The sequence below is a fragment of the Cellulomonas fimi genome (assembly GCF_028527925.1).
GTDB lineage: Bacteria > Actinomycetota > Actinomycetes > Actinomycetales > Cellulomonadaceae > Cellulomonas > Cellulomonas fimi_C.
In genome coordinates, this window is the sequence record NZ_JAPESW010000027.1 from 37,327 (window position 1) to 50,370 (window position 13,044).

Annotated in this window: 13 protein-coding genes; 11 read left to right on the forward strand and 2 right to left on the reverse strand. The window is 73.0% G+C overall.

Annotated features, from left to right (window positions below; genetic code table 11):
* Positions 1-190: 190 nt before the first annotated feature.
* Both OMK64_RS13345 and OMK64_RS13350 read left to right on the forward strand, forming a co-directional pair.
* Positions 191-1,480: a TldD/PmbA family protein gene (locus OMK64_RS13345; protein WP_272728868.1), complete on the forward strand. Its 1,290-nt coding sequence runs from the start codon at positions 191-193 to the stop codon at positions 1,478-1,480.
* Complete coding sequence (locus OMK64_RS13350) at positions 1,473-2,777, forward strand: metallopeptidase TldD-related protein (protein ID WP_272728869.1); 1,305 nt, start codon at positions 1,473-1,475, stop codon at positions 2,775-2,777. The genes OMK64_RS13345 and OMK64_RS13350 overlap by 8 nt, the downstream gene beginning before the upstream one ends.
* On the opposite strand, the gene OMK64_RS21100 is transcribed toward OMK64_RS13350, so the two are convergent.
* On the reverse strand, positions 2,764-2,952 hold the full coding sequence (locus OMK64_RS21100) for a hypothetical protein (RefSeq protein ID WP_272728870.1): 189 nt from the start codon (positions 2,950-2,952) through the stop codon (positions 2,764-2,766). The two genes, OMK64_RS13350 and OMK64_RS21100, sit on opposite strands and share 14 nt — an antisense overlap.
* Here OMK64_RS21100 and OMK64_RS13360 point away from each other — a divergent pair, their 5' ends adjacent.
* The 9 genes from OMK64_RS13360 (at position 2,953) to OMK64_RS13400 (ending at position 11,565) form a co-directional block, all read left to right on the forward strand.
* On the forward strand, positions 2,953-3,840 hold the full coding sequence (locus tag OMK64_RS13360; RefSeq protein WP_272728871.1) for an ABC transporter ATP-binding protein: 888 nt from the start codon (positions 2,953-2,955) through the stop codon (positions 3,838-3,840). It begins immediately after the preceding gene.
* The gene (locus OMK64_RS13365; RefSeq protein WP_272728872.1) at positions 3,837-4,658 is read left to right on the forward strand and encodes an ABC transporter permease; all 822 of its coding nucleotides are present in this window, start codon (positions 3,837-3,839) and stop codon (positions 4,656-4,658) included. The genes OMK64_RS13360 and OMK64_RS13365 overlap by 4 nt, the downstream gene beginning before the upstream one ends.
* Positions 4,659-4,773: 115 nt before the next feature.
* The gene (locus OMK64_RS13370) at positions 4,774-5,499 is read left to right on the forward strand and encodes a hypothetical protein (protein ID WP_272728873.1); all 726 of its coding nucleotides are present in this window, start codon (positions 4,774-4,776) and stop codon (positions 5,497-5,499) included.
* A 253-nt stretch (positions 5,500-5,752) separates the two neighbouring features.
* A complete protein-coding gene (locus OMK64_RS13375; protein WP_272728874.1) occupies positions 5,753-6,106 on the forward strand; it encodes a DUF6506 family protein in 354 nt (117 codons plus the stop codon).
* Entirely contained in the window at positions 6,103-6,936 is an 834-nt protein-coding gene (locus OMK64_RS13380; protein WP_272728875.1) for an amidohydrolase family protein, read from the forward strand. Before OMK64_RS13375 ends, OMK64_RS13380 begins: the two co-directional genes overlap by 4 nt.
* Before the next feature lie 94 nt (positions 6,937-7,030).
* Positions 7,031-8,419: an ATP phosphoribosyltransferase gene (gene hisG / locus OMK64_RS13385; protein ID WP_272728876.1), complete on the forward strand. Its 1,389-nt coding sequence runs from the start codon at positions 7,031-7,033 to the stop codon at positions 8,417-8,419.
* Positions 8,420-8,433: 14 nt separating this feature from the next.
* Complete coding sequence (locus OMK64_RS13390; RefSeq protein ID WP_272728877.1) at positions 8,434-9,378, forward strand: aldo/keto reductase; 945 nt, start codon at positions 8,434-8,436, stop codon at positions 9,376-9,378.
* Positions 9,375-10,364, forward strand: coding sequence for a phosphoribosylformylglycinamidine cyclo-ligase (purM, locus tag OMK64_RS13395; protein ID WP_272728878.1), 990 nt, complete (start codon positions 9,375-9,377; stop codon positions 10,362-10,364). Before OMK64_RS13390 ends, purM begins: the two co-directional genes overlap by 4 nt.
* On the forward strand, positions 10,357-11,565 hold the full coding sequence (locus OMK64_RS13400; RefSeq protein ID WP_272728879.1) for a phosphoenolpyruvate carboxykinase (ATP): 1,209 nt from the start codon (positions 10,357-10,359) through the stop codon (positions 11,563-11,565). The genes purM and OMK64_RS13400 overlap by 8 nt, the downstream gene beginning before the upstream one ends.
* Before the next feature lie 157 nt (positions 11,566-11,722).
* Here OMK64_RS13400 and OMK64_RS13405 read toward each other — a convergent pair whose 3' ends face one another.
* On the reverse strand, positions 11,723-12,850 hold the full coding sequence (locus tag OMK64_RS13405; RefSeq protein ID WP_272728880.1) for a hypothetical protein: 1,128 nt from the start codon (positions 12,848-12,850) through the stop codon (positions 11,723-11,725).
* Positions 12,851-13,044 lie beyond the last annotated feature (194 nt).

The following is a 13,044-nucleotide window of genomic DNA, read 5'->3' on the forward strand; positions in this document are numbered from 1 at the left end:
CCGAGCTGCTGCGCCGCCGGCCCTGCCGAGCCGCGTCGGCCTGCTGTGCGTCCGCGTCGACGGTGGCCGGCTGCGTGCACGCCGTGTGCGGAGTCGCCGCCCACGACACGGGACATCGGCACGACGGAGCAGCCGATTCACAGGTCCGCTTCGACCCCGGGGCCGGGTGAGATCTGGCAGGGTGTCCGAGGTGACCGCAGACGAGCGAGGGCTCGACCTGTACGGCGAGTCGACCGTCGTGGTCGAGGGCACGGTCGAGGGGCGAGGTTCCCGCGTGCGCGTCAGGCGGTCGGGGGGTGCCCTGTGCACGGTCGTCGACGCAGTGCGGACGGCTGAGCGGACCAGCACCGGACCGCTGACGTGCGACCTGCTCCTGGGGTTGCTCCCGTCCGGTCCGGGCCTGACCGATGTGCGGGCAGCGGCTGCCGCGCAGGACCTGGAACCGCCGGTCGTTCCCGAGGTCGTCGAGGCGTGGGTCGCGGGGACCGCAGCCGTGATGGCTGCCGTCGGGAGGGGCGCGGACGGACGGCGCGACGGTGAGCTCCGCGTCACGACGCTCGTGGGCGTGCGCCGGGCACTCGCGTGGTCGATCCAGGGCCGCGTCTTCAGGACGGTGACCACGCCGTTCTGCCGGGTCCGCGTCACGGTCCACGGCGGCGGCGTGAGCGGTGTCGAGTCCTGGAGCGGAGACGGGCTCCCCGACGTCGGGACCGCGGAGAGCCTCGGGGCTGCGGCGGTCGCGCGACGTTCGGACCTCGCCCACGCGGTGGCGGTGCCGACGACCCGCACCGACGTGGTGCTGTCCGGGCGAGCCGCGGGCTACCTGGTCCACGAGGCGATCGGGCACGCGCTCGAGGGGACCCGGGCGAGCGCCGGCCACGTGCTGCGCCGGGCCGGCGGTCGCCGTCTCGACCCGAAGCTCACGGTGGTGGAGGACGCGCGCTCTCCGCAGGCATGGGTTCCCGCCCGGTACGACGACGAGGGGACGTCCACAGGGCCTGTGGTCCTGGTCGCGGAGGGCGCGGTCGTCGACACGCTGACGGTGTCGCGCGAACGCTCCCTGAGCGGCGCGCACCGCGGTGGCAACGCCCGGCGTCCGGGCCTGTCGGGAGCCCGTCCGCGGATGCGCCACACGATCCTGGCGCCCGGTGCCGACGACGCGGATGAGGTGACGGCGTCCGTCCGTACCGGGATCTACGTCGACGAGGTGGACTACGCGTCGGCGGACCCGCGGGCCGGAGACTTCAGTCTTCGTGTCGAGCGCGCGCGGCTCATCGACCGGGGCGTGCTCGGTCCGCCGCTGCGGACGCACTTCCTGCGTGGTTCCGTGGCCGCGCTCGAGCACGTCGAGGCGCTCGCGTCGGACGTCTCCGTGGACCGCGGGATGTGCGGTCGGGGCGGCCACTGGGTCCCCGTGTCCTACAGCGCCCCGACCCTGCGGTTGGGAGCGCTCTCGGTGGTGGGTGACGCAGATGCCTGACGGACCCCTCGCCTGGCCCCCCGCCCTCGACGCGCTCGACGGCCTCGTCGCCGACGCCCGGCTCGGCGAGGTGATCGAGGCGTTCGCGCGCGTCGTGGCCATGCGTGTCGTGGTGCGGACAGGGGCGGGGGCGCTCTCGACCCAGGAGCTCGTCACGGCGAGCGTCGACGTCGTGAGCCACGCCGAGGGACGGGCGGGGGCCGCTTCGACGGACGGCCTGGACCTCGGAGCGCTCCGGGAGGTGCTCGGCGATGCCCGACGTGCGCGGACGGTGTGCGACCTGCCCGCTCCGCCGCCCTCGCCGACGGTGGCGGCCCCCGGTTTCGTCTCGGTCACCGACGCGCCCAGCGAGCTCGAGCGCCTTGACGCGCTCGCACGCGAGCTCGCCGACGACGACGTGCGCGTCACGGTGGGCGAGACGTCGCGCCACGTGCGCCGCACCCTGTCGGCGCAGGGCGGCGCGTCGTACGCCACGCGGGAGGTCCAGACGCATCTCGTGGTGACGTCGGGGGCCGCAGCCGGTGCGCAGACCGCGACCGTGACGAGGTCGCTCGCCGAGGTCGACGTCTCGGCCCTGCGCGACGCGCTCGATGACGCCCGGCGCAGGCGCACCGCCGGCGGCGCCGAGCCGGCCAGGTCCGGGGGGTCGACGTCCGCGGACCCGGGGGAGGCGGTCGAGTGGGTGCTCCTCGCCCCCCGCGCGGCGGCGCGGTTGCTCTCGTGGGTGGTCCCTGTCCTCGCGACGCTCGAGGACGCCGGGGTCGCGCCCGGGACCCGTGTCGGCGAGCTGGGTCTGGCGATCGTCGACGACCAGAGCAGCGACCACCCGAACGGGCACGCGTTCGACGACCTCGGCATCCCCGGACGAGTGGTGGAGCTCGTGTCCGGTGGCGTGTTCCGCACCGGGCTCCGCGCGTCGCCGGTCGGCGAGGAGTCGACGTCGAGCGCGGTGCGGGGGGAGAACCTGACGGCGGCTACGGCGTTCTGCCGACTGTCGCCGACGACGGAGCGGCTCGTCGTCCCGCGCGGTCGAGGACTCGTCGTCGACGAGCTGTCGGTGCTGCACGGGGTGGCCGACGTCGCCTCCGACGCCGCGATGTTCGAGCTGAGAGGCACGACGACTGGTGCGGATGCTGCCGAGGCGCCGGCGCGCTACCTGTGGTCCGCGACCGTTCTCGACGTCCTGGCAGCCGTGCGGGAGGTCGAGAAAGAATCACGCACATACCGGTATCGCGGCCTCTATGGTGGTGCACGGACCATTCTCCGGCCCGATCCCGGACGTCTCAAGCCATTGTGACCGCGTCGCGACGACCGGCCGGAGAATAGCCGCCCGGGAAGTCAGGGCGGGCGGAGCTGAAAAAGGGGGCAGCGTGCAGGGCGAAAATCCGGATCAGGCGATACCGGCCATTGAGGTCGTCGATCTGACACGTGACTTCACGGTCGCGGGCGGGACGGTGCGTGCGCTCGACCACGTGTCGTTCTCGGTGCCCGCGGGCCAGTGCGTCGCCGTGCTGGGAGTCAACGGTGCGGGCAAGACGACGCTCGCCAAGATCCTGTCGACACTGCTTCTGCCGACGTCCGGCAGGGCGCTCGTGCACGGGCACGACGTCGTCGCCCGCACCGCCGAGGCGCGCGGGCTGGTGTCCGTCGTGCTCGGCGGTGACCGCGGGCTCTACTCGATGCTCACGGGCGCGGAGAACCTCGCGTACTGCGGGATGCTCGCCGGTGTCCGCCGGCAGGAGCGGCGGTCCCGGGTCCGCGCGCTCCTGCGTGAGGTCGGGTTGAGCGAGGCGGCGGACCGCCGGGTCGAGACGTACTCGAAGGGCATGAAGCAGCGTCTGCACATCGCGGCGGGCCTCATCGCCGAGCCGCGCGTCCTGCTGCTCGACGAGCCGACGGTCGGTCTCGATCCCAACGAGGCTGCCCGCCTGCGCGAGCAGATCGCCGCGCTGCGGGTGGACGGCGTCACGATCCTCCTCACGAGCCACTACCTCGTGGACGTCGAGCGGCTCGCGGAGCGCGTCCTCATGGTGAGCGCGGGACGCCTCACCCATGACATGGGGGTGCGCGAGTTCGCCGAGTCGGTGGGCTACGCGGCGACGGTGCGCATGACGGTGGCGGGCGACCTGCCGACGTCGCTCGTCGACGCCGTCTCGGCGGTGCCCGGGGTCAAGGCTGCATCCGGGGAGCCGTCCCCCGACGGCCGGGAGACGGTGCTGACCGCGCTCGTCGAGCGCTGGGACCCGTTCGTGCTCACCGCGCTGGGTGCGGCACTGGGCCGCGCTGAGCTCGTGGACATGACGGTGCGGGAGGCGAGCCTGGACGAGGCGTTCGCGGCGATGAGCGAGGTCACTGGGTGAGCGGCCCCGATCTCGGCGATGGAGCGCAGCGGCTCGTGCCGAGGAGGCCGTCGGCGCCGGACGCCGTCGTCGCGTCGGCTGCGATGCAGGTCCGGCAGAACCTGGTCCACCCGATGACGTTCGCCGCTGGCGTGCTGAACCCGCTCATGTTCCTCGCGATCGTGGTCGTCCCGCGCGAGGAGCGCCTCGCCGGCGCCGACGTGACGGCCGTGCTCTCCGGGGTGACCTTGGCCACGTTCTGGGCCGCGTGCGTCTGGGGCGGTGTCGGGATCCTGCGCCGCGAGCGCTGGAGCGGGACGTTCTACCGCTCGGTGACCGCGGTGCAGGACGCGCGCTGGGTGCTGCTCGGAAAGGTCGCCGGTGCGACCGCCCTCAACCTCGTCGTGGTCCTCGCGAGCCTCGCCGCAGGAAGCCTGGTCCTCGGCCTCCGCCCCGAGGTGGAGCACCCGGCTGCCCTCCTGCTCGGTTTCGCGGCCACGGTGGTCTCGGGCACTGCGGCCGCGCAGCTCGTCGGCTCCCTGCTCGTGGTGACGCGGTACGGCGTCGCGCTCTCGAACGCCATCAGCACGCCCGTGATGCTGCTGGGCGGCACGATCCTGCCCCTGACGTTCCTCGTGCCGCCGGCGAGGTGGCTCTCCCGGACCATCAGCCTGTCGTGGCTGCAGGACTTCCTTGCCTCGGCGGCGACGGGGCCCGTGGCCTGGTGGGCGTTGGGCGGGGCCGCCGTCACGACCACGGTGTACGCGGTCCTCGGCTGGAGGCTGCTCACGACGATGGTCGACCGCGCGCGGAGGGAGGCGACCCTTGACCTCTTCTGACCGGCGCTCGGCAGTCGCGGACCCCGTCGCGGGGGCCGCCGGCCCGGCAGGTGCGCGGCGTGCACCCGCTGGGGACTGGCTCGGAGCCACGCTGCAGGTGGGATGGCTCTTGTTCATGCGTGAGAACCCCTGGCGCCCGGTGGTGGTGACGAGCCAGTTCCGCATCGTGGCGGAGTGCCTGCTGTTCACGCTCCTCGGCGTCGTGGCGGGCGGACGGGCGGGCGGCGACTACTCCTTCGTCGGCGCGGTGTTCCTCGCGAGCACCTACTACACCGTGTCCATGATCTCCGACGTCCCGATGCGTGACCGGATGGAGGGCACGTATCCGCAGCTCTCGCGTGCGGGTCGCCCGCCGTACCTGACGTTCGTGGTGCGGAGCCTGCCCGTGGTCGGTGCCGGTGCGGTCGCCGCGGTGGTGGCGGGTGTCGTGGTCGGCGCGGTCACCGGTCGCCTGGACATCCTCGTCGCGATGGCACCGGGCGTCCCGCTGCTGGTCGCAGCGTGCGTGAGCGGCGGCGCGGTCGGGCTGTTCGTCATCGCTCCGGCGATCGGCACCCGGTACGACGCGCTCACCTACAACACGATGACCGCGCTCATCGTGGTCTTCTCGGGGGCACTCATCCCGACCGGCCGCCACGGCGTCCTGGACGCCCTGGGCGGCGTGCTGCCGCTCCACCACGCGATCGCCGGGAGCCGGGCCGCGATGGACGGGCAGCCATGGGGTGCCTACCTGCTCGCCGAGATGGCCGTGGCGGCGGGGTGGGCGCTGGTCGCCGCGTTCACCTACCACGCCATGGACCGACGGGGCCGGACGACCGGCCGCGGTGCCTTCTCCTCATGACCGCGACGGAGCGGTCCGCTCCTGACCCTTGCGCGCCACGAACGTCGTTTGCTATGGCGCTGCGACTGGTGTCATCGAAATCACTCAAACTGTCGCAGAAGGGTTGACTCGTCGAGGGCGGCGGTTCTAGGTTCGGGGTGCTTCCAAATCGGGCGAAATCCGACCTGGGCGATCTTTGTCCCTGGTCCGCGGAAGCAGCGCTCTTCTCACGATTTTCTCATGCACTTTCCCCACAATGCAAAGGTGCGACTCCATGGGTGATCCGATCGTCGAGCACATCAACAACGACAAGTTCGGCACGCCGGACGCCGAGAAGTACTGGTGGCACCACGCCTTCATCTTCAGGTGCTCGAGCACGATCCACCCCGTGCTCCACCTCACGACCCTCACCACGCCCGACGGCAAGATGACGGTCTGCCCGGTGAGCGGTGACGAGGACGGACCCAACCTCGAGCAGGCGATCGCGGTCGCGAAGCGGCTCGCGTTCGAGGGTGCGAACAAGATCGACCTCTGCTCGGGCTTCAACGCGAAGCTCGCCAAGGCGATCCAGGAAGCGGTGGGCGACAGCTCGAAGGTCGCGGTGTCCATCCGCGCCAACGAGTTGTGACCGACGACGCACACGTACATCTCGAGGCGTCCCTCCGGCTCCAGCGCGAGCGGACGGGCAGCGACGCCGGTGAGCAGGTGCTCCAGTCGCTGCTGACGGACCTGTTCACCGAGTCGGCTCGGAGTGGCGCCGACCGGGTCCGTCTCCGGTACAACCCCAGCCGCTGGGCGTCGCGTGGTGTGGACCGCGACGCCCAGCTCGCTGTGCTCCGCCGCGCAGCGGACGAGGCAGCGCGGGATCACGGCGTCCGGCTCGACGTGTACGCGACGCTCAAGCGCGAGTCCGGGGAACGCGAGCTGCGGGAGAACGTCGAGACGGCTCTCGCCGGCGCGGCGGTCGCGTTCCGGGGGATCGACGTCTCGCGGTCGTACGACGTGACGGACTCGGGCTCGCGGCCGGTACCCGCGCCGCTGACGCGTGGGCTCCTCGGGCTCGTGCGCGAGGCGACCGATCGTGGGCTGGAGGCCGCGGCCCACCTCGGCTGGTACGACGACGCGGACGATCTCGGTCCTCTCCTGGCAGCCGGTGTCCGTCGCATCGGTCACGGGTCGCCCCTGGTCGACCGCGTCGAGTGGGACGCCCGGCTGGCCGACGTGCACGCGACGGTGGAGGTCTGCCCCACCGCCTTCGTGCGACGGTCCGGGCGCCCGGTACGTGACGTCCCCGTCGAACGGTGGCTCGACGCCGGGATCCGCGTCGACGTCGGCACGGACCATCCGCTGGCTCTGCGCACGGACCTCGCCGAGGAGGTGCGACGCATGACGCTGGCGCACCCCGCGTGGGTGCCGGTGCCCGCCGGGCCGCGCACGAGTCCGGCGGCCTCCGCGTGACCGCGGTCGTCCCGGACGGAACATCGCTCGGGCTCAGTGCACGTCGACCCGGACGAGGCCTGGACCTGCTACTTCGAGAAGATGGGTCACGACGATGAGGATCGGTCTGCCGAAGGGGCGCTTCGAGGCCCTCAGCCGACGGCTCATGGCGAACCTCGGCGTCAGCGGCGACGACTCCTCGCCGCTGCGGTTCCGGGCTGCCGGGTGCGACGTCCTGCTGCTCAAGGCGCGCGACATCCCCCCGCTGGTGGCGTCGGGACGACTCACGGCAGGAGTCGCACCGTCCGAGCTGACCCGGGAGACGGGGGCAGGTTGCCGCGCGGTGGCGACGGTCTCCGGCTACTCGGCGCGCGTGAGCCTCCTCGAGCCCGCCGGTGCCGGTCTGGACCTGGCCGGCGGGACCGTCGACCGGTTGTGCGTCGCCACGGAGTTCCCCCGGATCGCCGAGGAGTACCTGCGGCCCTTGGTCGACGACCTCACGATCCTGCACGTCTACGGCTCGGCCGAGGCGTTCGCGCCCAGCCTGGCCGACGCCGTCGTGGACTGCGTCGAGACGGGGAGCACGGCGCAGGCCCACCAGCTCGACGAGGTCCGGGTCCTGCACGAGTGCTCGCTGGAGGTGATCGTCGGCGCCCGCTCGTCGGAGGGCACGGGTGACCTGTCCGCGTTGCTGCGTGCGTGCGCCGCGATGTCCGACGAGGCGGCGACGTCCCCGGACGATCCCGGCTCCGAGAAGGAGCACGGCACTGCGCCGTCCGCGACGATCGGCCTGCACAGCCAACCTCCGTACCTGCGCGCCGCGTGCCTCCCGCTCCTGCGGGACGGCACACCGACCGAGTTCGAGGGGCTGGGTGTCGTCGCGCCGGTCGAGCCCCGCGTCGCCGTCCCTCCCTACCTCGTGATGTGGGATCGCACGACGCGTCTGCGCGTCCCGCAGGGCGTGGGCGTCGGTGGTGTGACGACGGCGTTCGAGGCGTGGCTCCAGGCCGGCAACCTGCGCACCCAGGCCCCCGACCTCTTCGCGCTCCTGTGCCTGATGAGCGTGTGGGACGACCTCGTCCGCGAGACAGGGCTGATGACCGGGCGCGTGTACTTCGCGTCCGAGACGGCCGTCGGGCGCCTGCACGTGCACGCCGGGCTCGAGGAGCCGTCGGCGGAGCACCTGGACCGGCTGCTCCTGGAGGCGCAGTCGCTCGAGCTCATCTACCGGTTCCCCGTCGCGTTCAAGTTCCGCGGTACGTACGGAGGCGAGCATCAGTGCCGCCTCAACGGATGGGGTCGCCGGCTCGTGCAACGCGCGCTGGTGGACCCGGTCAGCGCGGCCACCGCTGCGGAGTGGTCACGCGCCCTGCGGGCCCACCTCGACGACCATCGGGACGTCTACCAGTCGCACATCGACTACGTCGGCTCCCAGGGACTCGCGTTCGCGCCCGTCGACTCGTGGGAGCGTTCGGGCGCGCTCCCGGTCCCGCTGCTTCTCTAGCCAGGAGGTACATCGTGAGAACACTCGGAGCACACGGGCCGACGATCTCGCCGGTCGGGCTCGGCGGCTGGCAGGCCGGGGGTGGTCGCACGTGGGGGCCGAACTCGAGCGACCGCGAGGTGGTCTCGGCGCTGCAGACCGGCTTCGACGCAGGCGCCGACTGGATCGACACGGCGGAGGTGTACGCCCAGGGGCGGTCGGAGGAGATCGTCGGGCGCGCCGTCGCGCCGTACCCGGACGTGCGCGTCTTCACGAAGGTCGGTCCGCGGCCGGACGGCACCGGTGTACGGGCCGCCGAGGTGGTGCGTGCCGCCGAGGGGAGCCTGCGCCGGCTGAGGCGCGACGTCCTCGACCTCTACCAGGTCCACTGGCGCGACCACGAGGTGCCCATCGAGGAGACGTGGACGGCCATGCTCGGCCTCGTCGACCGTGGCCTCGCCCGGTGGGTCGGCCTCTCGAACGTCACCGGTGAGGACCTCGACGCCTGCGCGCGGATCGGGCACGTCGACTCGCTCCAGATCCAGGGCTCGCTGCTGCACCGCTCGGAGCTCGACTGGGCGCTCCCGCGGTGCGCGGAGCTGCGCACGGGCGTGATCTGCTACGGACCGCTGGCCTACGGGCTCCTCGGGGGCCACCGCGGGGGGTACACGGACTGGCGCTCCGGGGGATACGGCATGGACGACTTCTTCGTGGAGGAAAACTTCCACCGGTTCTTCGCCGACGACGTCACCGCCGAGGTCGGCCTCGCCGTGTCCCGGGTCGAGGCCGGAGCGGCTGAGCTGGGGCTGACGGCCGCGCAGGCGAGCCTGGCCTGGCTGCTCGCCCAGCCCGGGGTGACGGGTGTCATCGCCGGTTCGCGGAATCCCGCGCACATCCTCGAGAACGTCTCAGCGGGGTCCGTGACGCTGACGCCCGAGCAGCTGGTGGCGCTCGAGCGGGGGAGCGTGGTCGCGCGATGACGCCCGACACCGCCGAGCTCACGCTCGAGGGAGCCGGCGTCAGCCGCTCACGTGCGGACGAGCTGCTCGCCAGGGTCATGCCCATGCTGGCCTCGACCGACACCGAGCAGCGCGTGGTCGAGGCGCCGCCCTTCGCGGCGGCCGTGAGCATCGGGGACCGTGTGATCGTGGCCACGACCGACGGGGTCGGCACCAAACGCAGCCTCATGCGGGGCCGCATGCGCGACCTGGGCCGCGACCTCGTCGCGAACAACGTCAACGACGTCGCCGCACTGGGTGCGCGGCCCCTGGCCTTCCTCGACTACCTGTCGTGCGGGGCGCTCGGGCTCGAGTGGGCGCAGGACCTGCTGGAGGGCATGGTCACGGCGTGCCTGGACGCGCGCTGCATCCTCCTCGGAGGAGAGACCGCGGAGCACCCCGGGATCCAGTCGCCCTCGGAGATCGACCTCGCCGGGTTCGCGTTCGGGATCACGACCCGCGACCGGCTCGTCACGGGGCACCGGTGCCGGCCGGGAGACGCCCTCGTCGGCGTCGGCTCGGCGGGACCGCACGCGAGCGGCTTCTCGCTCATCAGGCACGCGCACGCGCGAGCCGGCGCCGCCGTGCCGGACGACTTCCTGGCGCCCACGACGATCTACAGCACCGCCGTCGCCGACCTGTGCGAGCAGGGCGTGGTCGGGGCCCTGGCCAACATCTGTGACGGCGGCCTCACCGAGAACGTCGTGCGCGGCTTGCCCGCGCACCTCGGTGTCCGGATCGACACCGCAGGATGGCCCGTGCCGGACTGGGTGTCGCGGCTGCAGGACCTCGGCTGCGCCCTCCCGGAGCTGCGCCGGAGCGTCAACATGGGCATCGGCTACGTCGTCGTCGTGACGTCCTCCGACGTGGCGGGGGTCGTCCAGGCGCTCCACGGCCACGGTCTGGCGGCGTGGCGCATCGGGGAGGTGACGCCCGTGGAGGCGTCCGGGCGGGTCGTCTATGCGTGAGACCTTGGTGCCGCCGACGCTCGAGCTGCTCCGCCAGGTGGACGACGTGGCTCGCCGCGAGCTCACGGCACGTCGTGGCGAGCTGACGGTCGGTCTGTCGAGCAACGACGACCGCGTCGTCGACTGGCCGGTGTCGTACCTGGCTCCCGCGTGCACGTTCGAGGAGGGCGTGAGCCGGGCGGCGACGGGCGTCGTCTGCGTCGTGGACCACGAGCTGCACGGGCGGCTCCGCGGGCTCCTCGCCGGACTCCCGGCGACGACCGCCTCGACCTACGAGGGTCGTCGCGTGCGGCGCACGGATCTCGGCCCCGCGCGCGTCGCGCTCGCCTATGTCGACGGCCCAGGCGTCTGTGCCGTCGACCTCGCCCGCCGACGCGTGCGCTACGTGACGCCGGACCTCTCCGACGCCAGGTTCGAGGCCGCGCGCCTCGTCCGCGAGGTGCTGCGCCGCCAGGGTGAGGACCGCGGCGAGGTGACCATCCACGCCGGAGCGGTGCGCCTCGACGGGCGGGTCTGGGTCATCCCGGGCGCGAAGGGCGCCGGCAAGACCACGACCGTGTGCGCGATGCTCGAGCACGCCGGGGCGGACTTCGTCGCGAACGACCGGGTCCACGTCTCCGCGCGGGACGGCGGGTACGTGGTCGCGGCGTGGCCCATGACGACACGGATCGGGCTCGGGACCTGCCACGACTCGGCGCGGCTCAGGCCGTGGCTGCGCCCCACGACGCAGCCGGTGTACCCGCAGACCGGGTGGGACCCCGTGACCGGTCTCACCGACGCGGACCTCGCCGAGATGATCCCGGCGCGCGACGGGCCCAAGGTCGAGCTGACCACCGCGGAGCTCGTCGCCACGATGGGCTGCGGGGCCGCGGCGGGGGGCCCCGTCGCGGGGCTCCTGATGCCGAGGCGTGACGGTCGCGCGATCGGTGTGGCAGCGCGGCGAGCCGGCCTGGGGCGGACCGTCGACCTCCTGCTCGAGCAGGCCTTCACCCCGGACGACGACGCCTACCCGGACTGGCTCGGGCTGCGGACCCGATCCGTCACCGACGTCGCGCACGAGGCCGCGAGCACGCTCGCGCGTCTCGCCGGGGACGTCCCGCGGGTCGAGGTGGAGTTCGCCGACGCCCGCTCGCTGGGGGCTCGGCTCTCGGACGTCCTGCAGGCAGCGGTATCCGGTCGAGAGCTGACGCACGGCGCCTGACGGCGTGACGTCGCGAAGGCGGTCGATGACGCCTCCGCGACGCTCCCGCGAGCGTGCCCGGGGGAGCCTCGGCTCGGCCCCGGGCACGCCGCGGGCTCAGGTCAGCACTTCTCCATCGCCATCTCGTCGTCGACCTGGATCTCGAGGTCCATCACCATCACCTCCTCTCCTCGAGCAGCGACCAGGGGTCCACGGTGAGCGCCTGGATGGAACGCAGGTGCTCGACCGCAGCGTGGAAGTCGGCCTGGGGCATCGCCGCGAACGCCTCGTCCTCGGCGCCGAGGCGGGCGAGGACGGCGTCCGTGGACGATCCGTCGAAGGCCGACCAGATACGGACGACGGGGCCGGAGACACGGAAGCCGCGATCAGGTCCCGCCAGACCCCACCCGTTGGAGAAGCGGATGGGGCAGAACCAGGGGCTGGTGACGAGCGTGCCCGGCTCCACGTCGGTCGTCGTGCCGTCGAGCGTCGACGACGACGGCTCGTCGAACCCGGTGAGGATCGCGTCCGCCATGAGCAGCGTCGCGGTCCGCAGACGCCGGACGGCGACGTGCGTGACGTCCCCCGGAGAGGTGGGCACGCCGCCGCGCGCGAGCAGGTCCCACGCCGCCGTCACGCCCGCGCCGACCCCCGCCGTGCGCGCCAGGCGGCGGTACAGGAACTTCGGTCCGACGTAGAGGTCGTCGTGCGCCGTCAGGTGCGCTTCGATGCCGTGCTCCAGCGCAAGCTCCGAGGAGCGCAGCGCCGTCCACGGGTCCCGTGAGGTGAGCGCTCCCAGGACGTCCTCGGAGTACGAACCGACCATGAGGGCGTGCCGGCCCAGCAGGAGTCGGCGGGCCGCCGTCCGGCGCTGGTGGACGGGGGGCACCACGCCGTCGGCGTCGTGGAGGATCTCGGCGATCGCGAGGCGCACCGCGACACGCACGGCGTCCTCGGTCTGCTCGAGCTGCGTCCGGTCGTCGGACCGGGCGACGAAGGCCGTGCAGGTGCTCACCGCCGCGGCTGCCGCGGCGGGAGTCATCAGGTTGATCTGCACCGTGTGCGGACCTCGCCGGTACGCGCGGCTCTCGATGTCTCCGGTGTCGTCGACGACGTACACGTCGACGTCCGACCACGCATGGCCCAGCCCTGCGGCGAGCGAGCCGCTGACGAAGACCAGACGTGGCCAGCGGTCGGCGAAGACGGAGTCGAGCACCGAACGCGCCGCGTCCAGGTGCTCCGTACCCAGACCGACGTCCGCCGGGGCGGTGGGCACGAGGCTCGAGAGCGCGGAGTTCGGTGACATGACGACCTTCCTGTCGGGCGGGGAGTGGCTCGGACGGGTCGAGGTGGGCCGTGGCGCGGTCCGCGGCATCGAGGGACGGTCCCGGGCCGGGCGGGCGACCGCACCGTTCCCGCCGGCGACCTACGACGGGGCATGCCCACGTGGACGGGAGCGGCCGGGGGCGTCACGGGTCGCGTCAGCTCCTCGGCGGGGCG